Source organism: Oceanobacillus caeni (genome assembly GCF_042678465.1).
Taxonomy (GTDB): Bacteria; Bacillota; Bacilli; order Bacillales; family Amphibacillaceae; genus Oceanobacillus; species Oceanobacillus caeni.
In genome coordinates this window covers 66888-87273 of record NZ_JBHTKV010000006.1, presented here as the reverse complement: position 1 = coordinate 87273, position 20386 = coordinate 66888, and the positions used below count along the sequence as shown (strand labels likewise).

23 protein-coding genes and 1 pseudogene are annotated in these 20386 nt (G+C 36.1%); 16 read left to right on the top strand and 8 right to left on the bottom strand.

All coding sequences use genetic code 11. From position 1 onward, the window contains the following. Positions 1-57: 57 nt before the first annotated feature. The 3 genes from ACFQ18_RS06555 to ACFQ18_RS06545 form a co-directional block, all read right to left on the bottom strand. Positions 58-252: a hypothetical protein gene (locus tag ACFQ18_RS06555; RefSeq protein WP_204797929.1), complete on the bottom strand. Its 195-nt coding sequence runs from the start codon at positions 250-252 to the stop codon at positions 58-60. A gap of 61 nt (positions 253-313) precedes the next feature. Next, a complete protein-coding gene (locus ACFQ18_RS06550) occupies positions 314-1381 on the bottom strand; it encodes a DNA cytosine methyltransferase (protein WP_204797928.1) in 1068 nt (355 codons plus the stop codon). Beyond that, positions 1378-1950: an MT-A70 family methyltransferase gene (locus tag ACFQ18_RS06545; protein ID WP_204797927.1), complete on the bottom strand. Its 573-nt coding sequence runs from the start codon at positions 1948-1950 to the stop codon at positions 1378-1380. The genes ACFQ18_RS06550 and ACFQ18_RS06545 overlap by 4 nt, the downstream gene beginning before the upstream one ends. 873 nt (positions 1951-2823) lie before the next feature. Between ACFQ18_RS06545 and ACFQ18_RS06540 the strand changes: the two genes are divergently transcribed. Together ACFQ18_RS06540 and ACFQ18_RS06535 are read left to right on the top strand one after the other, a co-directional pair. Continuing rightward, the gene (locus ACFQ18_RS06540) at positions 2824-3372 is read left to right on the top strand and encodes a GNAT family N-acetyltransferase (protein ID WP_145523812.1); all 549 of its coding nucleotides are present in this window, start codon (positions 2824-2826) and stop codon (positions 3370-3372) included. A gap of 579 nt (positions 3373-3951) precedes the next feature. Beyond that, a complete protein-coding gene (locus tag ACFQ18_RS06535) occupies positions 3952-4860 on the top strand; it encodes a DUF2268 domain-containing protein (protein WP_083452610.1) in 909 nt (302 codons plus the stop codon). A gap of 193 nt (positions 4861-5053) precedes the next feature. Here ACFQ18_RS06535 and ACFQ18_RS06530 read toward each other — a convergent pair whose 3' ends face one another. Together ACFQ18_RS06530 and ACFQ18_RS06525 are read right to left on the bottom strand one after the other, a co-directional pair. Further along, the gene (locus ACFQ18_RS06530; protein ID WP_052771732.1) at positions 5054-5530 is read right to left on the bottom strand and encodes a DUF3231 family protein; all 477 of its coding nucleotides are present in this window, start codon (positions 5528-5530) and stop codon (positions 5054-5056) included. Positions 5531-5746: 216 nt separating this feature from the next. After that, on the bottom strand, positions 5747-7120 hold the full coding sequence (locus tag ACFQ18_RS06525; RefSeq protein ID WP_128715719.1) for a catalase: 1374 nt from the start codon (positions 7118-7120) through the stop codon (positions 5747-5749). A 264-nt stretch (positions 7121-7384) separates the two neighbouring features. On the opposite strand from ACFQ18_RS06525, the gene ACFQ18_RS06520 reads away from it, so the two are divergent. After that, positions 7385-7642: a type II toxin-antitoxin system prevent-host-death family antitoxin gene (locus ACFQ18_RS06520; protein ID WP_204797958.1), complete on the top strand. Its 258-nt coding sequence runs from the start codon at positions 7385-7387 to the stop codon at positions 7640-7642. A gap of 254 nt (positions 7643-7896) precedes the next feature. Here the strand turns inward: ACFQ18_RS06520 and ACFQ18_RS06515 are convergent, their stop codons facing one another. Next, positions 7897-8241, bottom strand: a complete 345-nt coding sequence (locus ACFQ18_RS06515) for a type II toxin-antitoxin system PemK/MazF family toxin (RefSeq protein WP_047185516.1) — start codon at positions 8239-8241, stop codon at positions 7897-7899. Next, positions 8234-8431, bottom strand: a complete 198-nt coding sequence (locus ACFQ18_RS06510) for a hypothetical protein (RefSeq protein ID WP_047185515.1) — start codon at positions 8429-8431, stop codon at positions 8234-8236. Before ACFQ18_RS06510 ends, ACFQ18_RS06515 begins: the two co-directional genes overlap by 8 nt. Before the next feature lie 251 nt (positions 8432-8682). Between ACFQ18_RS06510 and ACFQ18_RS06505 the strand changes: the two genes are divergently transcribed. The 8 genes and pseudogenes from ACFQ18_RS06505 (at position 8683) to ACFQ18_RS06470 (ending at position 16123) form a co-directional block, all read left to right on the top strand. Beyond that, on the top strand, positions 8683-8910 hold the full coding sequence (locus ACFQ18_RS06505) for an AbrB/MazE/SpoVT family DNA-binding domain-containing protein (RefSeq protein WP_379565998.1): 228 nt from the start codon (positions 8683-8685) through the stop codon (positions 8908-8910). Positions 8911-9201: 291 nt separating this feature from the next. Next, positions 9202-10122, top strand: a complete 921-nt coding sequence (locus tag ACFQ18_RS06500; protein WP_204797925.1) for an alpha/beta hydrolase fold domain-containing protein — start codon at positions 9202-9204, stop codon at positions 10120-10122. A 64-nt stretch (positions 10123-10186) separates the two neighbouring features. Then, entirely contained in the window at positions 10187-11443 is a 1257-nt protein-coding gene (locus ACFQ18_RS06495; protein ID WP_204797924.1) for an acyltransferase, read from the top strand. A gap of 5 nt (positions 11444-11448) precedes the next feature. After that, positions 11449-12108 carry a DUF6320 domain-containing protein gene (locus tag ACFQ18_RS06490; RefSeq protein WP_204797923.1) on the top strand — a complete coding sequence of 220 codons (660 nt, stop codon included), beginning with the start codon at positions 11449-11451 and terminating at the stop codon, positions 12106-12108. Positions 12109-12305: 197 nt separating this feature from the next. Next, positions 12306-12836 (top strand): annotated as a pseudogene (locus ACFQ18_RS06485) (aldo/keto reductase); the annotation flags it as partial. Between the two features lie 195 nt (positions 12837-13031). Then, entirely contained in the window at positions 13032-14150 is a 1119-nt protein-coding gene (locus ACFQ18_RS06480) for an RNA-guided endonuclease TnpB family protein (protein ID WP_204797922.1), read from the top strand. 254 nt (positions 14151-14404) lie between these two features. After that, the gene (locus tag ACFQ18_RS06475) at positions 14405-15415 is read left to right on the top strand and encodes a hypothetical protein (RefSeq protein WP_204797921.1); all 1011 of its coding nucleotides are present in this window, start codon (positions 14405-14407) and stop codon (positions 15413-15415) included. Between the two features lie 477 nt (positions 15416-15892). Then, positions 15893-16123: a hypothetical protein gene (locus ACFQ18_RS06470; RefSeq protein ID WP_047185509.1), complete on the top strand. Its 231-nt coding sequence runs from the start codon at positions 15893-15895 to the stop codon at positions 16121-16123. A gap of 427 nt (positions 16124-16550) precedes the next feature. On the opposite strand, the gene ACFQ18_RS06465 is transcribed toward ACFQ18_RS06470, so the two are convergent. Beyond that, positions 16551-16760 carry a hypothetical protein gene (locus tag ACFQ18_RS06465; protein WP_060668756.1) on the bottom strand — a complete coding sequence of 70 codons (210 nt, stop codon included), beginning with the start codon at positions 16758-16760 and terminating at the stop codon, positions 16551-16553. A 639-nt stretch (positions 16761-17399) separates the two neighbouring features. Between ACFQ18_RS06465 and ACFQ18_RS06460 the strand changes: the two genes are divergently transcribed. From ACFQ18_RS06460 to ACFQ18_RS06440, 5 genes are all read left to right on the top strand, one after another. After that, positions 17400-17582 (top strand): hypothetical protein, encoded by a 183-nt coding sequence (locus ACFQ18_RS06460; RefSeq protein ID WP_047185508.1) that lies wholly within the window; start codon positions 17400-17402, stop codon positions 17580-17582. A 21-nt stretch (positions 17583-17603) separates the two neighbouring features. After that, entirely contained in the window at positions 17604-17861 is a 258-nt protein-coding gene (locus tag ACFQ18_RS06455; RefSeq protein WP_204797920.1) for a type II toxin-antitoxin system RelE/ParE family toxin, read from the top strand. Positions 17862-18062: 201 nt separating this feature from the next. Beyond that, a complete protein-coding gene (locus ACFQ18_RS06450) occupies positions 18063-18641 on the top strand; it encodes a M15 family metallopeptidase (protein WP_204797919.1) in 579 nt (192 codons plus the stop codon). Positions 18642-18893: 252 nt separating this feature from the next. Next, positions 18894-19778, top strand: a complete 885-nt coding sequence (locus tag ACFQ18_RS06445) for a LysR family transcriptional regulator (protein WP_204797918.1) — start codon at positions 18894-18896, stop codon at positions 19776-19778. 95 nt (positions 19779-19873) lie between these two features. Further along, entirely contained in the window at positions 19874-20383 is a 510-nt protein-coding gene (locus ACFQ18_RS06440; protein ID WP_047185504.1) for a flavodoxin, read from the top strand. Positions 20384-20386: the final 3 nt, after the last annotated feature.

The window sequence follows — 20386 nt, the reverse complement described above, 5'->3', positions numbered from 1 at the left end:
AGCATGGGCAGAAGGGAGGGGAACGAGAAAAATACATCTTCATGAATGAATCACTCCTTATGCTTCTTGAAAACGATAATCCACCCGATCATAAATAATGCACCAAAATACAACCATCGTTTCTCCATTTTTATCACGTATTAACTTCCCACAAGGAAAAAACGGAAAGTCCTCCACCTCAATTTCATTCATAACAAAATGATCATCAATCCATTCCATTACCTTTGTTTCGTTATCTTCCAAAGAAACCACACTCCTTCATAGATGAAACAATAAAAAAAGCATGACAGGAGATTTGTCATACGTGAATGTGTTATATCTGTATTGCTTCTGCAATGCCAGCCATGATATATGCTGCACATGGTACAGCGATCCCATTTCCAAGCGCTTTATATCTTGCATGATCACTAATTGCTTCATCTTTGTGTCCTAAAGCTGTCCAGCCCTCTGGTAATCCCATCAAACGTTCACATTCTAATGGGGTGAGTTGTCGTATATAACCTTCTTTTTCTTTTCCTTCATACCAAAATGAAAAATAATTTACGGAACTTGCAAGCAAAGTTGGAAAAGGGTCATGTGTCCGTCCAAAACTTCCAATGAATCCTGTTTTGTTTTTGTCTTTAGCGGTACTTCGCATACGTCTTTCTTGAAAGGGGCGGACGATGGGTATTTTCCCCCTTGTTTTTTGAGCAGATATTCGACTGGTGCTGGTGGAGGACAGCCTGTCTTTTCCGCAAGACGTAGGAAACGATTGCAAATCGCGGGCTTTAAATAATATTTCTCTGGCACGTGTTCCTCTAAAATCTGCCACGAGGAAGATACGTCTTCGTCTTTGAGGTAGCGTGGGCTTTCCCCAATATCGGGCATCCAAGAGTCGCCAACACACTTCAACATCCTTCCCTCGCACCATTCCAGCGTTTGCCCAGACTCCAGAAGCAGGCATTGGAATATTGGTTTTTGTGAACGACTCCAGCACGACTTTAAAATCCAGCCGGTTATTTGATGAAAAAGCTCCCATGACGTTTTCCCAAACAGCGATAACTGGATATATTCCATTCGTCGCACACCTCATTTCTTCAATAATTCGTATCGCGTGATAAAATAAACTTGATTGACTTCCTGCCAATCCTTCTCGATTTCCATTATTAGATAGATTTTGACAAGGCGATCCAAACGTAATAATATCTACGGGAGGGATAGCCCCACCATGAAGTTTTGTAATATCTCCAATATGAATCATCATTGGAAAGTGTCTTTTTGTAATGGATATAGGTGCTTTCTCAATCTCACTTGCCCAAATTGGGGTAATATTAGCAAGAGAAGCAGCTAAAGGGAAGACACCGATTCCATCAAAAAGACTTCCTAATGTAAGACCTGTCATAAGCAATCAATCTTTAATGTAGGATCTTGCTTTTTAGTTTCTAAAGAAATATTACTTTCCACTTCATTTCCCCAAACATCCCAATCAACAGGTGATTGCCTAGCGAATAATTCAACTCGTGGTAAATCGCCCATTAGCTCAACTATCTTATCTCTTGCAATGTCAGGTTTTTTACTGTGTCCTTCCACAGGACTAACAATTAACTGATGAACCTTCTTCGATATTCTTTTGGGACGTCCTTTTACAGCTAATAAACAAATTTCAGCGTTTGAGCGTGTCCAGTGACCCAAACCAAAGAAAAAGCCATTTCCTGACTTGTTTTGTTTCACCCAGACAAAGGCAACTGTTTTAAATGTATATCCCCACGCAATTATCACTTGTAATGCTTCTTGTAGCATAGGGAAGGTCGTCCATAAAAATAAAACACTATCTTTGTGAGAGATAGTATCAATAGGTAAATTACAAATATCTTTTAAATTCATTGTTTGATAATGGTTTTCTGCCACTCCATTTCCTTTTCTTTGTCGGTATTGCCACGGCGGATCAGCGTAGATAATGTTATATTTCATTTTTATCACCTCAAATTTGCACAATAAAAAAATGTCATTTGTCAACGTTTACCGTTTAAATGACAATTAAGATTTATTTACTTATCATAAGAATGCATAGTATAAATTGAAGTTGTATACTTTTATCACTCGATTTTTCCATAAAAAAAGACGCTTCAATTGAAACGTCTCTTGTTTAAGATATCAAATATTTATAGTGATAACTCCAAACAGTGATTTGCATTTATTGCATTAAAATTGCATTATTTTAATTTTTTATATCATATTATAAGCATTGATACTTCCTAAAAACCCTTTAAAATCAATGATATTGCTCTATACCTAGTACGGTGAAAGTAGAGTGGGAATAAGAGGCTAACTTGATTTGAAGAGAGAACGCTGATTTAACAGCATTTATCCTACTCAAAAATGAAGAAAATGTATAAAAAATGATATAGTTCCCTACCAAAAACCCTACCAAGAAAAAATTTTGGTAGGGAATTTTTTTTATCGTTGAATTTTGGTAGGGAATAAACTAGCTAACTTGATTTGAAGAGAGAACGCCTTATTTGCCAGTGTTTATCTTAGCCTTAAACGTACAAAAAAATGGATAATGATATGGTTCCCTATCAAAAATTCTACCATCTTATTTTGGGTAGGGATTATTTTTTTGTATCTGGATTATCGTGAGGAATTAGAATTAATTTTAATGTATGTTAAAATAAGAGATTAAAAGCCCAATTCAAAAGGTTTTTTGTCCAAAAAATACTCTATGGATTGATGTTACTTCTTAAAGGTAGTTGGATAACAAAATTTCTGGGATAAAGCGTTCTAAAAAGGTAATTTAAAATATTTTACAAAAAAGGATTACAAGTTTAACAAAGGGTGAATATTATGAAGCTTTCTGGTGAAAAATTATTGCTAACAATGGCATCAGCCAATGATTTAGATTTTATTTGTAGGATAGAGACTGATGAAAATTTATGGTACTTTGAGGAGTATGTAGAATCGGATAAAGACGTTGTACGTGAAGAATATATTCAAAAAATTGAAGAAAAGGAAAATCGGACAAGTTATGATTTTATCGTTACGATTGCAACAGATAAAAATAAAAAACCTATTGGTCTAGCGCAATTATGGAACGATAGTGAACATAGAAAAAGCTGGGAAATTGGCTTTGCAATACTTCCTGAAAATGGAGGTAAAGGTTACGGGAGCGAAGCGGCGAAAGTGTTATTGAAATTTGCTTTTGAAAAACTATGCGCCCATAAAGTATTTGGAATGTGCAATGCAAATAATACACGCTCTGCGGTTTTGATGGAAAATATCGGTATGAGAAAAGAGGCCATTTTTAAGGAAGAGCTTTTTTGGCAAAATAAATGGGTTGATCAATACTATTTTTCTATTTTGGAGAGAGAGTATTTTGCAGGAGCTAAACCTTAATGTGAATAGAGTATGTTAGTTGCAATGATATAGTTCCCTACCAAGAAAAAAATTTGGCAGGGAATTTTGTTTTTTATTTGAATTTTGGCAGGGAAATTTTTGAACTAAATTAGGTAAGAGTTAGACATGATTAATTAATTATCTAATTGACTTCGGTTTTTATTTGTAGTTGCATCGATGCTTATAATTTTACTTGACTCTAACGTAGCGTAATACCTTAGTCTTGAAATATGGAGGTGAATTACACTGTTTACAACGGTGGACGTTTGCAAAAGAACTGGACTTACTGAACGCTCTATACCTACTATTCTAATTTGGATTTATTAAAACCAAGGAAGAATGCCAACGGCCAGTTAGTTTTATCCAAATTAGACTTAGAAAAAATTACACAAATACTTGCCGCGAAGATTACAGGTTATAAACTTAAAGATTTAAAAGACCGACAACCTTCATTAGGATTAATTAAAAATGACTTAACACAAATAATTGCTGAGATAGAAAATATATTATTTCATTTAGACCTAATATAAAGTTGTTTCAAGATTATAATGTTAAATATTTGCTAAAAAGGTGATTAAAATGGGTATGACTTATAAGGTAATCGATACAGTGGAACAATACGAAGAATTACTTGCGATTACGGATTTGGAAGAAAGAAAAAATTACTTTCGTTATACAATGATGGAGCCATTTAAGGAAATGTGGAATTTAATCAATGTTCCTATAAAAGCAAAACAAGAAAATGGCTATGATGTTATAATGGCTACAAAAATGCTTGGTTATGCAGATATTTCCAACGGTAAACAAATCCAACAGGGGTTATCAATCCTAAAAGAAAATAACGCTTATACAGTAGCGGATAATACCATTAAAAACTGTATAGAAAACGCTAATAAGTCGGGTTTGAAAGTAAACGCTGATGAAATAAAGTTTGGATTGTATGTTGCAAATCCTGATAAACTAAAGCTACAGAAAGGATATACGGGGTTCGGAGGTGTTCCCGGGTTTATTACTGTGAATATCTATCCAAATGAATATAACTTACCGAAACTTCCCGCAGTTATTGCTCATGAATTTCATCACAATATTCGCTTTTCTTATTTTGATTGGGACCATGGTAACGTAACAGTAGGAGATTATCTTGTTATAGAAGGTTTAGCCGAGTCATTTGCAAAAGAATTATACGGAACAGAACAATTAGGACCTTGGGTTACTAGCATGGAAAAAGAAGAATTAGAGTATTCAACCGATGTTATTAGGGAAGCTCTTGACGTAAAAGGGTTTGCCGAAGTGAGCAGTTATATGTTTGGCGATGAAATTGCGGCACAAGAAGGGTATCAACCTGTTGGGCTTCCTTTTTGTGCCGGTTATGCAGTAGGATATAAGGTTGTTCAGTCCTATATGAAAAAGTATAATAAGACAATTTATGAAGCAACTTTGGCTTCCACTGATGAAATAATTCATGGATGTGACTTGTTTTCTGAGTAACCCTCATAGTTCTGCAAAAGGGCGCGATTGGGGACAAAAAGGATACACATGCTAGTTATGTGCTATCCTCTTTTATTTGTTTTTTTAGTTTAGGGATTGAACTTTTTTTCACACTATTTTCCGATACCTCTTTTTTAAAAAAAGTATCCAAAATTGGAATTATGCATTAAAATTTTGCGGAAAAGTTGTTTTTTTAATATTGAAATTTCCTTATCGTTGTAAATCCACATTTTCCTGATGGGACCCCAATACTAAAAGCAAAAAAATCAGTTGCATAATACATCATTAATTGATCAGAAAATGTATATGCTGTACTTTTTGTTATATCCGCATCCCATGTCAAAGGTACAGGCAAATCACTTTCCTTTAATTTTTCGCTAAATAATGCAATATACTTTTTGCCAACTTCTATACATCTTAGAAGGAATGATGTGACATCCTTTGATTGGGCAACTTGGCTAAATCCAATCAAAATAGCTGTTCCAAAAGCTTTTATTTGGATGTTACCATGAAGGATAGCCACTTCCGATCCTATTAAAGGTCTTTTTCCACCTAAATATCCCATAAAAAAATCTTGCTTTTTTACAAAGTCAACTTCATCGAGATTGGGCAGGTATGGTGCTCTGACATACAACCCCTTTGATAACCTGATGGAAGCTTCTTTATACAAAGTTAAACGATTCCTGCTACTATATGAATAGAGCAATCAAATAGATGTAGCTTGTGGATATTTATTTCACCTAAAATATAGTGCACGAATACTGATATCCAAATGGAGATTGCTGATATATAAATTTAATAGTTTAATTTTATAAGACTTAAACTTTAGAAACCGTAACTTAGGAAGAGCCCATAATCTTGATGATTATGGGCTTTAGCAATTCATTTACTCTCGCAATCCATCCAATACACGTTCGCCGAGGTCACGGGAAGCAAAAGTAAGATACTCGATCACCTTGACCTGTAGTTCCCGTCTTATTCCCGTCATTGCGGTGACAAGATTCGAGACAAGGTTAGATTTCCCTGTTTGCGATAATGACCGATAGAAATCTCCTGCTTGTGAAAAATCATCTTGTTTTGCAATATCCGAACGCACGAGTTTCCCTTCTACATATCTGCCTTCTCCACTTGTCTGCAAATCGCCTGGTCGCCAATGCTTTTGCGCATTCACTGGAACCTTGCGAAATTGTGGACCGATACGATAACGTTGAGAATCCCAATATACATTCGCCCGGCCTTGTATAATCTTATCATCGGACAATTCCGCTCCATCTAATAAGTTTGAAGGTGAGAATGCAATCTTCTCCACTTGTTCCATATAGTTTTCGGGATTGCGATTGAGCACCATCTTCCCAACAGGATGGAAAGGGTACATCTTTGCATCCCACACTTTTGTGTCATCAAGGGGATCGAATGGAAGCTGTTCTTCATCCCTTGGATCCATCATTTGTACGTACAGCCCGTATTCTACCGTTCTCCCATTCGCGATTGTTTGGAAAAGATCTTCGCCGGCGTAATCGGGGTTGATCGCCGCCAGCCTTTCTGCCTCCTTGCTTGTAATATATTCCACACCATCAAATGGAAACCAAAGATATTTAATGTAATGGCGTTTTCCTTCCGAATTTCGCCACACGTACGTACTGACGCTGTGGCCGGGGATTCGCCGAAAGCTTTTGATTGTGCCGTGGTCAGAAAAGAGGCGAACGATAAAATGAGTGGTTTCTGGAGTGTTGGCGACAAATCTCCAAAGCCGTTCTGGGTCCATTAAGTTGTTTCGTGGTGATGGTGATAGTGCTTTGATACTCTCTGGAAAACGCATAGGATCGCGCAACAAAAAGACCGGGATATGGTTGCAAATAAGGTCGAAAATTCCGGCATCTGTATAGAACTTCGTTGAAAATCCACGTAAGTTTCGCGAAGTATCAGGAGTGCCTTTATTGCCCGTCCCAAGCGAAAAGCGAACCGCGACAGGAACTGTTTGCCCAGCCTGCTGAAGAAAGGGAAGTTTTGTGTATTCACTCATGCTATTCAACGTTTCGAAATGGCCGAAAGCACCATATCCTTTCACATGTACAGGTCGTTCCACAATTTTCTCGTGAATAAATGTTTCAAGTGTTTCATGCAAAATATTATCTTGCTCCAGTGTGGGACCGTTCTTACCAACCGTTTGTGAATGGGATGGTTCAGGATTATCCGATTGTTTATGTTGATGAACAGGAATACGCTTTTCTTGCTGAGGATTTTGTTTGTTATCGGTCATTATTTCCTCCTTGTGAAAAATTGACATTATTATATGTTATGAATGGTGCTTGTTTCAATATGCGTTATTAGCCAAAAGTAATAGGGTGATTGAAAAAGAGAATGGTGCGCCATCTGTAATAATATGTATTTTGTATTTTTGGAGCATAAAAGTTGGAACAAACGATGATAAACCATGAATATGATGGCATTACTGGCGATATTATAAAAAAATCAATCATTACGCTATAATATGAAGTGTAATCAATTATAAAAGAAAAGGGGAATTGTCGTATTAAGGTACAACCCAACAAATGCAAGAAAAAACCTTTACCAATTGATTAAGCAAGTGAATGATGATAATACACCGATTGAAATAACTAGCACAAAAAATGATGATGGTGCTGTTCTTGTCAGTAAAAGAAATTGGGATGCTATACAGGAAACACTTTATTTGCAAAGCACTGGGGTTCTTGATCGAATGAAACACTTTGAATATGAAGAGACAGAGGACTTGGGTGAGATTGATTGGGATACGCTATAAAGATAAAAAAGGATGAAAAAAAGATTTACCCAAACTGAAAGGGGCAAATCTTCATGAAAAATTTGATAAGCTAATTGAAGTTATTAAAGAAAGTCCTTTTCAAAATCCTCCGCCATATGAAAAATTTGTCGGTGTGGTCACATTTACGAGAGAGAATTATAATAAAGAAGGACTAAAAAGAGCAGAAGGGAATTTGGGAAAAAATGACTTCCTTCAATGAAAAGCCAGCTTGTTCCCAGGTCCTTATGGAAACCTTACTCAAGATTATTTATAAGAACATTAATTTTTGTACGAACATCCTCTAAAATTTCAGGTTTAACTTGACCAAACTTTTTTACAACTATATTCTTTGCGAGTGTGTACACTTTATCTGCCCTGATGCTTGAGGTTATTTTAAGAATTCCTTCTGTTAAGTCCGCTGAATCTATTATTACTGAATAATCAAGGTCTTTTAACTTTGAAGTAATAGCAACTACAATAATATCTTCTGTAAAATTATTGTAGCTATCGTTTGAAATAATTAAGACTGGACGTTGTTTTCTACTCGTTAAATCAGTAAATGGAACCGGTATTAATACAATGTCACCTTGCTTATACATTATTCCAAACCTCATCATCTATATCGTTATCCCAGAAGTCCAAACTACTCTCGCTGGCTTTTGATAAATCCTTAAATAAGCTTATTTCATTCTTATTTTTTATTTGCTCTGCAAAGTCTAATATTTTTCTAACTTCATTTTCAGGTGCTTCATCAATAATTTTCAGTAAACGTTCTTTAGCTGTATTCATGTTGTATGTTCACCTCCATGAATATTTTATTCTATTATATCACTTTGATTTCCTTTTGATAATTGAGTTTGTTTAAAAAATTGTACAATAATACATTCGCATTGGTTTGCGGACTGGATTAAGCAGCAAATCTTAAAATTATTACAGAGTGTTCTTCTTTTCCAATCAAAAGATATGTATCGATTCATTTGAAAATTATAAACTTAAGTCTACATTTTATTTGGAGGTGCTATGATGCGGACAAACAGACAGTGGGGTATATAACCGTTACTGCACAACAATGGGGCAACAGCATTAGTATTCGTATACCTTTTAGATTGGCGGATAAATACGGAATTGTAAAAGGTACAGAGTTGGAAATTCGTGATACGAAAAATGGATTTGAGTTAAAACCAAAGGGAAAGCCAACATTGGATGATTTGTTGGCTCCATGTGATGGTGAAAACCCTTATGAGGAGTTTTTTTGCAAACTGGATTGAAACCATTATTAGTATCCATGTGAAGTTGGGGATTGGATCATTTGGAACATTTAGAGGATATACATGGGGAAAATAATGAAAAGTTGATGGGGAATTTATACCACCAAAGAAGACACCAAAAAGGGATATTGCCCAAAAGCAATATCCCTTTTTTGATGTGTCCGTGTGCCTTTTTGTACAAAACTAAACAATTCCTGCTAGTATAGAGTATAAAGCAACCAACAGACGGATATTTATTTTCGCGTAAGAATACTTTATAAAAATGGTACTACCCCGAACAGGAGGAAACTTATGAGAAGTATTCGAAGCTGGATTGCAGAACGTTTACTCAAACGATTCAGTAATAAAGATAGCTTTACCGATGAAAAACTATACGCTCAATTTCTTAAAGAAAAACAAAGGGAAAACGAGAAACCCTATGTATTACCAAAATATATTCAGAGAAAGTTCAGCATGGTAAAACAGCATTTTGGTGGAATGGAGTGTTACATCTTTAATGAAGAAAAAAAGACTTCAGGAAAATCCATCCTCTATTTGCATGGCGGAGGGTATATTAAACAACCATCGCTATATCATTGGAATTTTCTTTGGAAGTTAGCAAAGGGAACCGACGTTACGATATACGTTCCCATTTATCCGAAAGCACCCAACCATCAGTATAAAGAGTCTTTTGATAAAGTTCTTCCAGTGTATGAATCGATTTTAGAAACCTCGGATAAGGAAAATGTTATCTTGATGGGTGACTCTGCTGGCGGAGGATTTGCGTTGGCCTTAGCACAATTGCTTTTGGATAAAGGGCTACCACAACCTAAAAAAATCATTTTATTTTCACCTTGGCTTGATATTACGATGAAAAATCCAGATGCTTATCAATTGGAGCATAAAGATCCAATGTTAGGAATCTATGGTTTGATTCAAATGGGGAAGGCGTATGCAGGTGGCACTGACCCAAATAATTATTTACTTAGTCCGATAAACGGAAAGATAAATGGATTGGGGGAAATTACTTTATTTATAGGGACACATGAAGTTTTTTTACCAGATGCAAGGAAGTTCAGAGATATTGCTATCTCACAAGGAGTGAGAATGAACTATTTTGAATATCCGAAAATGAATCATATCTTTGTGCTTTTCCCGATTCCAGAGGCAAAAAGGGCGACTAAGAAAATCGTGAATATCATAAAAAACATAAGTAAAATGGACGAACGATGAATCGAGAGCAAATATGATGTAAAATAGGGTACAAGAAAAACAGTAGGTATTGAGGTGTTCAACAATGGATGAATGGTACAAACTTGATAATGCAGGGAAATTGTTTCATGCTGTATCGGAGCAAACCAATTCTTCGGTCTTCCGGGTTGCTGCCATTATGAAGAAAACAGTACACCCAGCTAAACTTCAACTTGCGCTGGATGATGTTCTCAAACGCCTCCCTTTGTTTGCCGTAAAGCTTCGTAAAGGTGTTTTCTGGGATTTTCTTGTGGAAAATAATGAAAAGCTTTATGTTCAGCTTGAAAGCCAATATCCATGTGCACCAATTGATCCGTTAGAAACAAATGGGTTCTTATTACGTGTTACCTATTATAAAAAGCGTATTGCTGTGGAATTTTTCCATTCTGTAACAGATGGGACAGGTGCTTTGGAATTTATTAAAGCGCTTATTTATTATTATCTATCTTATCTCGGAGAAGACGTGGCTTATGAAAGTACACTAATCGATATTCATAATCCGCCAAGTTATTATGAAAGAGACGATAGCTATCAAAACTATGGTACAGATGAAAAAGCGGAGAAATTCAAAGAAACGTCTTCTTATCAGATTCGCGGCACTTCCATCGATCAAACTATTACTGTCCATGGAAAAATGAGCGCTAGCAAAGTGCACCAGCTTGCAAAAAAATACGGAACAACCATCACCGGTTTTGTCACGGCCATTTTAATTGCAGCTATCTATAAAGAAAGATTACGGTATCGGGCATATAAAGAGGAAATAAAGATTGCCGTCCCAGTTAACTTACGGAGTCTTTTCCCATCCAATACTCTGCGCAATTTCTTTGGTGTTGTCAATATAGGTATGTCTGTAACGGAGAAGACGACATTGGAAGAAATTATTGAAGAAACATCGAAGCAATTACGTGAGAAAGTACAAAAGGAAAGCTTGCAGAAAAGTATTAACGACCGGGTGAAATGGCAAACCAGACTGACCGCGAGATTTGTTCCGCTCCCAATTAAATACCATGCCATTCGTTATGGTTACAGGAGTTTTAGTGAGCGCACTAAAGCGATGACCTTGACAAATATGGGGAAAGTACGACTTCCAGACTCCATGGAATCACATATATCTCATATGGAAATGGTTCTCTACCCGACAAAGAAAAGCCCGATTAACGCAGGGATGATCGCGGTGGGGGATGAACTTGTCATCACATTTGCAAGAATGATACAAGAAGTGGATATTATCCGTACATTCTTTAGAGAGCTTTCCAAGACATTTAATTTGGAGATAGAAGTATACTCCAATGACAGCAGGTGAAATCAATGCAACATTATTGCTCAAATTGCGATATCTATACACAACAACCATATTGTCCGTTATGTAAACACAAACTTTCTGAGGGATTGGAACATAACGCGTATTATCCTGCCTATGAAACCAAAGTTCAACGGCGTCGCTTTGTTCAGCGGCTCGTCTTGTTTATTGCTATTTTCGCTATTAGTACAAGCCTATTAATCAATTTATTAACTAAACCGAATCAATTATGGTTCTTGTATGTGCTAGGTCCCGTACTATATGGGTTATTATTGATTAATCATACCATACTCTCTAAAGCCCACACTGGTTCTAAAGTCATTTTTCAAGTTATCGCACTTTCTATTATGCTTTTTATCTTGGATGCGGCATCTGGAAGTTCAAAATGGTCGATCCATTACGTTATTCCTTTTCTCGTTTCGCTTGCTACATTATTTGTAACCATTATTGTACTAAGAAAACCAATGAAATGGCGAGAGTACATCGGGTATATGACAACAATGGTTATTTTAGGCTTTCTTCCTGTCATTCTTTTTCTAAGCTCCTGGTCAACGGTGTTATGGCCAAGTGCTGCAACTGCCTTATATGCTCTGCTAACGCTAATTGGGATGATCTTATTTTCGGAAAAAACAATGAAGAATGAAATTGTGCGGAGGTTTCATTTTTGATGAAGAAATGTAAGTATTAATATGAATAAAGGCTATAAACCCTATTGATAAGGTTTACAGCCTTTTATTTTTTAGATGACTCCTGTTGGTATCTCTATCGGTTAAGAAAAAGCAACATTCGTTTTTTCGTTAGTTAAACTGGTTTCTACGTAAGGTTCTAATGGAAACTTCATGTTCTCCTAAAAGTTTATTTAGATCTTTATCTCCTTCATTGGAAAAGCAGTATTCCAATCGAAGAAACAATAGAAGCAATGGAAAAAGCTAAAATGCAGGGGAAAATCAAAGCTTGGGGAGTTTCAAATTTTGATGTGAATGATATGAAGAAATTACTAAAACAACCCAATGGTCCTCACTGTGCCACGAATCAAGTCCGTTATAATTTAGGAGATCGTGGAATTGATTTTGATTTAGTTCCTATGATGAAGGAAAATAATATACCGTTAATGGCATATGCCCCTGTAGCAAGAGGAGATCGTTTAGGTGCCGATCTAACGAAACAAAAAGTGTTACTAGATATTGCGAAAAAGTATAACGCAGATGTTTTTCAACTCCTATTAGCATGGTGTATTCGTAATGGGCAGACCATCGCCATTCCACAATCTAGTAATACGGAACATGTTATCAATAACGTAAAAGCTGCAGATATTCAGCTTACGGAAGAGGATCTTGCAAAAATAGATTCCGTTTATCCAGAACCAAGAGTTAGTGAGCCACTTGCATTGTGCTAAGTAGGCCTAAATGATGAATGGAATGTTAAGAGTAGAATTTTCTACTCTATTTTTTTACGAGCTTGGCAGAACGCCCCTTATTTTAATGAGGGGATGAATGCCAAGTTTATTTTTTGAACAACTTTATTATGCAAGCCTTTTTAGGTTGATAATCGAACGTATGTTTGGTAAAATATTCCATATGGAGGTGAAAAAATGGCTACGAAAACTATCTTAGTTAAACTCAAAAAGCCAACAAAGAAAAAGCATAAACAATTTATATATGAGCAAACGGAGTTTTCTGATTGCGTAAATCATTGTGTAGAACGCCTACAAAATGGAGAAAAAATTTCTTCAAAAAACGTACCATTCAACCTTAAATCCGCTATAAGAAATGAGGCTATTCGTCGAGCGAAAAAGGCAATTTCTGATTATAAAAAGGGGCGAGCAACTACTATTCCAGTTTTCAAAAAATCACTTGGTGTGAAAATAAATAATCAAAACTGGAATTCCATAGAGAAAAAAGGAAGATGGTATATTGCATTTACCTCTAATATGGGGAAAAAGGTACTACCAGTAGTAGAAACAAAAGATGTACAAACGTTTTTTCCGTTTTTAACGCAAAAAATGAAAGGGTTTCGTGGAACCATGGAATTGTTACGTAAAGGGAAATATTGGTATGTGGCGATTCCAATACAAATAAGTTCAGAACTAGACTTTGAAAAGAAACATAAACGCATCTTTGAAAACATGAAACGACAAAGGTCTACATCTATTGGTGTGGACTTAGGGTTGCGACATATTGCGGTCGTTTCTGAACCCCTTAGTGGTAAAAGACAATTTTTCTCTGGTAAAGAAGTCGGTTATATGCGACGTCATTTTCGTTCCATACGACGTTCGTTAGGTAAAGCAAAGGCGCTGCGCGTCATAAAACGTATAGGTAGAAAGGAAAGACAATGGATGAAAGATTATAACCGAAAATTAGCCAAAGGTATAGTGGATTTCGCCCTGCAATTTGATAACCCAATTATAAAAACAGAAGCATTAGATGACATTCGAAAAACATGCCGTAGCATAAAAAGAGCAGATAAAACCATTCATTCGTGGTCTTTCTATCAATTAAAACAGTTCATCAAAGAAAAGGCTGCGAAATACAATATTCCAGTTGTGGATATTAACCCTTATCAAACAAGCCAATTTTGCGGATGTTGCGGTCATGCGGAAAAGAAAAACCGCAACGGAAATAAATTCCACTGCGTAAAATGTAATTATACGTGTCATGCTGATTTGAATGCTGCAAATAATATTGCACGTAGCACAAGCTTGGCGGGGTAACACGGAACAGTCGTGAGATAGGTTCGTGTTATAGACCAAGTGCCTAGTTGGTACAATCCAACCTAGGAGCCCCAAGTGGCATGGGGTATGGCGGTCATGTTGGAAGGTGGGTCAGAAATGGAACAACATGGGATTGTCGGGAGACAAGCTCCCACCCTAGTGAACCGCTTCCGCCTCTTTTTAAGAGGTTTTCACTTTGGAAGCTCGGTATTTTAATGCCGAGAGGATGTCACTAAATTTAAGGGGGCAGTTTAGTGGTCAGGCGCAACCGATTAGCACTAATGATTCTATTTTTAGCTGCATGTGGTAACAGTGAAGATGAAAAACAAGGGGAAACGGAAAATCAAAACAATGCGAGTACACAAGAAGAGTCAGGATCAAAAACTGAAGAAGATTCAACAGCTAGTGCGGAGGAAGTTTCCTTTGAAGTGAATCAAGCTCCAAAAGACCAGGGTGATTTGGAAGTAGCGCTTGAAGGGGATATCCATGTTGCAAATAAGGGTGTTTCCGTCAAAGGAACGACAAATCTATTACCTGAATCAAGACTTATCCTTATCATTAACTCAGAGGATGGAGTATTAATTGGAACAAGTGATCAAACACTGGTTAAAGAAAACGGGGAATTTGAATTGGAATCGAGTCTTCCAGAAAAAGTGGAAGGAGTAGTACATATTGAGGTGAAATTTGAGCCTGCAAATCAGAGTGAGGAAATAAAAAATCATTATTTAAACGAGCTTAGTGGAAGCTTTGTACGAAATTATACGGATTCAGGCGAAACCTATCAAAAAGCATCTTTCCAGAAAACAGTCACACTAGATGAAGGTGAACAGACATTTGCAATTACGGAACCGAGCTGGGATATACCGGATAATTATGGGGAAGCAGCAGTATGGATGGAGCCAGAAATAGAGAAGCAAGAAGATTATGTGGTAGTAAAACTAAATAGTAATATTATAGATGGAACGTTTATCCAAGCAAGGGCCCACATTCCCAATTACATTACATCGGGAATACAGGGCTATAGCTATATAAATCCGGATGGCTCCGCAGTCCTATATATTGAGGATCCAGAAAAAGACAGTCGAATTAAAAATCTAACTGAATACGAAATTATTATTACCATGGATCCATCCCATAGTAATAATGGTTCGCTTGTCACAGAAGCATATGGAGAAAGTGGACAGAATTTGGCAGGCGATTATGTTGATACTGAAAATGATTCGAAAGTGATTAGACAAACCCTAACAGTTACGGTGGATGAGTGATATAGGAAAGACAATGAACACTATCTTATAGGGAGTTTAGACTTTTCCCTGGGATAGTGTTTTCTTCTGGAATAAAATTAAAGAGTAATTATAAAAGTATGATTTGTGTAGGGCTTCACTTAAATTAACGGGCAGTATAGTGCAATAACGTTATATTAATTACAGATGAAACATTTACTATTTTATTGTTTTATTATTGCGTTAACTGGTTCTTAGTTAAAGGAAACATTTCGAGTCTAATTGTATAATTATAAAAAAGGGTGATTTGGATATGAGAAGCATTCCGAAAAAAAGGAAATATTACTCGATGAAAAAATTGATGAACAGGAGTTTATTAGGATAATCAACAACTTATACGAGCAAGATTGTTATATCTATGCGATTATTCCTGAATATGAACAAGAACTATTAAATGAACTTTCGATTGACTTTATTGAAGTTAATAAATTTCCGTTACCACGAGTTTTTCCAAGGGAAATGGGTTATCTGGGTTATGTAAAAGACAGTCAAAAACGATATATTTTCGAATTTTATTTACGATCCACTACAATGGATTATCTGATTTTTTCCGAGACTGATTTATCAGAACAATTAAGTAAATTAACCAAGAAGAATTTGGACATTTATAAAATGTTCGAATTAAATAAGGTTCCTCATGTAACCATTGGTCCAGATGGTCAATGGTTAACTATAGTTGAATATGAGTAGTTTTTTCTTTAATGAAAGGGTATAAAAAAGGTTAGAGTGATGTAAATATGAACACTCTAACATTAAAAGACCTTGAATCAAGAGTTCTTCGGAATTCCAATCAATATAAAAAAACTGTTAATCGGATAACCACTCAAATAAAACGGCAAAATTTGAATCGAGGACGTATTCGACCAAAAAATCCAACCGAAGCTAAAATCCTTGCAAAGTTTAAACAGAAATAGGTGTTTTATGAATATTTATCAAGCCAAACAGAAATTAGAACAAAATATAAACGAAAATGCGAAGCTATGATTAAAACAGCTACTATCATAACAGGTCTAGCACCACTAAAAAACCCCCTAAGTTAGACTTTTTATTGTCCAACTTAAGGGGTTTAAATCAAACAGCGTTCATTTTTACTTTCCAACGTTTACGTAAGATATAATCACGACCGTAAAGGTGCTTGCTGCTGCTTCTCTTTCGATACTTTAGATGGTTGCTTAAAGGAGAATAATCCTATAATTGTAGCTACACATACTGATAATAATGAGACCCAAATAATCGAATGGATATCAGCTAAATTAACTACTACACCTCCTAGGCCTGACCCTAGTGCAAACCCAATTTGTACAAAAGAACTATTCAAGATCAGCATAATTGACGCTGCTTGTGGAGCAATATTCATTGGGCTGAGTATACAGAGGAGCATAAAAAGAAAGATGATGAAACGATTGAGTTTATTCTAAAAGAAGATGGTAAACAAGATGAAAGCAATATGTAATAAACCACTGTATTGATTATGGTAACCCAGTATTTTTCATTTTTTCCTCAATTAAAAAGTTATTTATGTAACCGTATGTACATTTTAATAACTCCACAACTAGTACCTCCTAAAATGGTATCGTACTGCTTTTTTTGATAGAACAGCAACCTTTTTACGCCCCTATTTTGTGATTTAATTTGCTTTAAAGTGCACTCTAAGTTTCGTCACGATCACATTCCTACTTAACAACGTAAGAAACTTTCGCCAGTTGTATCTGGGATTATTGAGGAATCGATGAACTGCATCTTTTTTAGGAGCATCCTGCACGCGGCCTGAATCAAGAATCCGATAAAGATTTTTCCCGTGTAAGACAAGAGAAGAAAATAACACTAACTGGTGTAATATTTAATCCTAAGTTAGAACATTAATCGTTAATAACTAATTATAAGATAAGATGAAACCTTTTAGTCAACTAATGATAATGAAACGGCTTTGGTTTATAATTATGAATAAAAGTTAGGAGGTAGTTGAATGAATACAAAAGAAGAAGTTATAAAAATTATTAAAGACCTACCTAATGATGTAACTTTAGAGGATATTATTAAGGAACTTTCTGTTAAAGAGAAGATTGAAAAAGGGTTGAACCAACTTAACGATGGAGAATATTATTCTCATGATGAAGTGAAGGAAAAGTTTGCTAAATGGCTGAAATAAGATGGTCAAAATTAGCCGTTAGTGATTTTTGAGGATATCATTTCTTATATCTCCATGGACTCCGAAGAGAATGCCAGATTATTTGTATCTAGAATTATTGATTCTGTTGAAACAATGGTCTTATTCCCATACTCAGGTAGAATTGTACCCGAATTAAATAATGAATTAATTAAAGAGAAGGTATTCAATAATTATCGGATAATTTATAGAATAAAGGATAATGTGATGGAAGTTGCCCGTGTTCTTCATAGCGCTAGAGAGTTACCAGAATTGGGATAGAATGAATAACATCGTGACCATGGATTATGGTTATGATGTGAAATAATCTTTAACGTGGATAGCACCTCAAATGTTAGAATTTGAATCTAATGTTCGGGGTGCTTTTTTGACAGACAGCACCCATTTTGTATTTGATTTGCTCTAAAGTGCACTCTAAGCTATATAGTATAGTTAGCAAATTTTCAAGAGGGGAATAATTACATGAAACGCTTGAGAAATATACTTCTTTCATGGATAATGGTCACCCCGGTTCTAATTACCCTAATGATTGCCTATAACAACAAAATGGATGAAAGATATATTGATTTGGGAGATGATGCGCCGATTCCAAGCGAACTGCATCCAGTAGTTGAAAAAAACAAAAATATACTGCTGGAACAGGCGGATGCTATAAATATAGATGTAGTTATTACAGTTGGAACCCGCTCCATTGATGAGCAAAATGAATTATATGCACAGGGGCGGACGACAAGCGGTAATATTGTAACAAATGCAAGGGGTGGTGAATCTTATCACAACTATGGCCTTGCGATTGATTATGCCATAAGACAAGAAAATGGCGTGATCACCTGGGATACACAATATGACGGCAATAACAATAGAAAATCAGATTGGCTGGAAGTAGCTGACCTTGCAAAGGATCTTGGATTTGAATGGGGCGGTGACTGGGGGAATTTTCCCGACTACGCTCACCTGCAAATGGATTTTGGTCTTAGCATTAACCAGCTTCAAAATGGGAAAAGACCAGCTTATGATAAAAATACGGAGGAGGGCGCTTGAATAGAAAAATTATTCACGCGCTTTTTCTTGTTTGATGTTTTAAAGTACAATCCAGAATTGAGTTGTACCCCAAACTTTAGAGCTCTTTCTATTATTTGAGGTAATTTTTTAATAAATGTTTCCATGATGATTATTTCGTATTGAACTTGTCTTAGAGCGTAATCTAGGTAGTATAGTAACAAGACGATACCATATCACATGGTAAGGTATCATACTTATCCAGGTATTATTGAAAATCAGGGAGTAGTGACAATGGAAATAAGGGTACTAAGATACTTTTGGACAATTGCTGAAGAAGGAAGCATTTCCAGAGCTGCGGAACTTTTGCACATCACCCAACCTACCTTAAGTCGACAATTAAGAGAGTTGGAAGAGGAGCTGGGGACGGAGCTATTTTATAGAGAAAATAAACAAATGACTTTGACGGAAGCTGGTGTTTTTTTAAAAGATCGAGCACAAGAGATTCTCTCGCTTACCGATCAAACAGAACAAGCATTTATGGATCAGAAAAAACAATTATTTAGTGGACATATTTCGATTGGTTGTGTAGAGGCAGATAACTCGGAAACGTTAGCGATGATGTTAGGAGAAATGGTTCGTGATTATCCACAAGTAACCTTTCATATCTTTAGTGGGACGAGCGATGACATCACAGAGAAGTTAGATAAAGGATTGATTGACCTTGCCGTTCTACTTGAACTGATACCGACAGACAAGTATGAACGAATTATCTTACCCAGAACGGAAAAATGGGGTCTTTTGGTTTCTAATGAATCTTTTTTAGCGCAGAAAAAGAAAATGGTACCGGAAGATTTGATTGGAGTTCCTTTGCTTTGTTCCGCAAGAAAAGAAGTACAGAAGATGATTGCGGATTGGATGAATGTCTCTATTGAACAGATGAACATTGTAGGAACCTATAATTTGATATTTAATGTTTTTTCTTTAGTGGAAAACAGAGTGGGATCGGCATTAACGATTGAAGGGTCAGTAATGAGTCGACATGTTAAGAATCTTACCTTTGTTCCGCTCTATCCAACAATTGAAACAGAGTGCGTGGTTGCATGGAAGAAGAATCGTTCCTTTTCCCCGGTAGTCAATGAATTTATACGGAGAATGAAGAACGCCTTTGAAGCATGAACCTGTTTTCCGATAAGCATTAGCCGGGCGACACATCGCGATGTATCATATATTTATAGAAAAAATTATTACATGTTTAAGAAGCAGGTGATTCATTGCCAATTGTCCTATATTTTTCTCGTAAGCATGAAAATATGATGAATGGTGAAATCCGTAGTGTGGATATGGGAAATACCGCCATGATTGCAAATAAAATTGCAGCACAATTAAATATGGATGCAATTGAAATTACACCTATAAACGAATACCCCGAGAACTATCAGGAAACGGTAGATTGTGCGAAAACGGAAAAGGCAAAACAAGCAAGACCTAAATACAAATTAGGGACCTTTGATTTATCGAAATTTAAGGAAATCATTATTGGGTACCCTAATTGGTGCGGAACATATCCAATGGTTATTGCCAGCTTTCTAGAAGATTATGATCTGTCTGGAAAGATACTATATCCTTTTTGCACGCATGAAGGTAGTGCATTAGGCACTAGCATGGATGATTTGCGGGAAAGCTGCCCTAACTCCACTATCAAACAAGGATTAGCTATTCATGGATCGAAGGTTGCCAAGGCAGATAGGGCCGTGATGCATTGGATATCACATATTGGTTAAAAA

Coding starts and splice junctions, on each gene's coding strand:
- ACFQ18_RS06550 (WP_204797928.1), bottom strand. CDS start 1,381: ATGACAGGTCTTACATTAGGAAGTCTTTTTGATGGAATCGGTGTCTTC.
- ACFQ18_RS06545 (WP_204797927.1), bottom strand. CDS start 1,950: ATGAAATATAACATTATCTACGCTGATCCGCCGTGGCAATACCGACAA.
- ACFQ18_RS06540 (WP_145523812.1), top strand. CDS start 2,824: ATGAAGCTTTCTGGTGAAAAATTATTGCTAACAATGGCATCAGCCAAT.
- ACFQ18_RS06535 (WP_083452610.1), top strand. CDS start 3,952: ATGGGTATGACTTATAAGGTAATCGATACAGTGGAACAATACGAAGAA.
- ACFQ18_RS06525 (WP_128715719.1), bottom strand. CDS start 7,120: ATGACCGATAACAAACAAAATCCTCAGCAAGAAAAGCGTATTCCTGTT.
- ACFQ18_RS06515 (WP_047185516.1), bottom strand. CDS start 8,241: ATGTATAAGCAAGGTGACATTGTATTAATACCGGTTCCATTTACTGAT.
- ACFQ18_RS06510 (WP_047185515.1), bottom strand. CDS start 8,431: ATGAATACAGCTAAAGAACGTTTACTGAAAATTATTGATGAAGCACCT.
- ACFQ18_RS06500 (WP_204797925.1), top strand. CDS start 9,202: ATGAGAAGTATTCGAAGCTGGATTGCAGAACGTTTACTCAAACGATTC.
- ACFQ18_RS06495 (WP_204797924.1), top strand. CDS start 10,187: ATGGATGAATGGTACAAACTTGATAATGCAGGGAAATTGTTTCATGCT.
- ACFQ18_RS06490 (WP_204797923.1), top strand. CDS start 11,449: ATGCAACATTATTGCTCAAATTGCGATATCTATACACAACAACCATAT.
- ACFQ18_RS06480 (WP_204797922.1), top strand. CDS start 13,032: ATGGCTACGAAAACTATCTTAGTTAAACTCAAAAAGCCAACAAAGAAA.
- ACFQ18_RS06470 (WP_047185509.1), top strand. CDS start 15,893: ATGGGTTATCTGGGTTATGTAAAAGACAGTCAAAAACGATATATTTTC.
- ACFQ18_RS06465 (WP_060668756.1), bottom strand. CDS start 16,760: ATGCTGATCTTGAATAGTTCTTTTGTACAAATTGGGTTTGCACTAGGG.
- ACFQ18_RS06460 (WP_047185508.1), top strand. CDS start 17,400: ATGAATACAAAAGAAGAAGTTATAAAAATTATTAAAGACCTACCTAAT.
- ACFQ18_RS06450 (WP_204797919.1), top strand. CDS start 18,063: ATGAAACGCTTGAGAAATATACTTCTTTCATGGATAATGGTCACCCCG.
- ACFQ18_RS06445 (WP_204797918.1), top strand. CDS start 18,894: ATGGAAATAAGGGTACTAAGATACTTTTGGACAATTGCTGAAGAAGGA.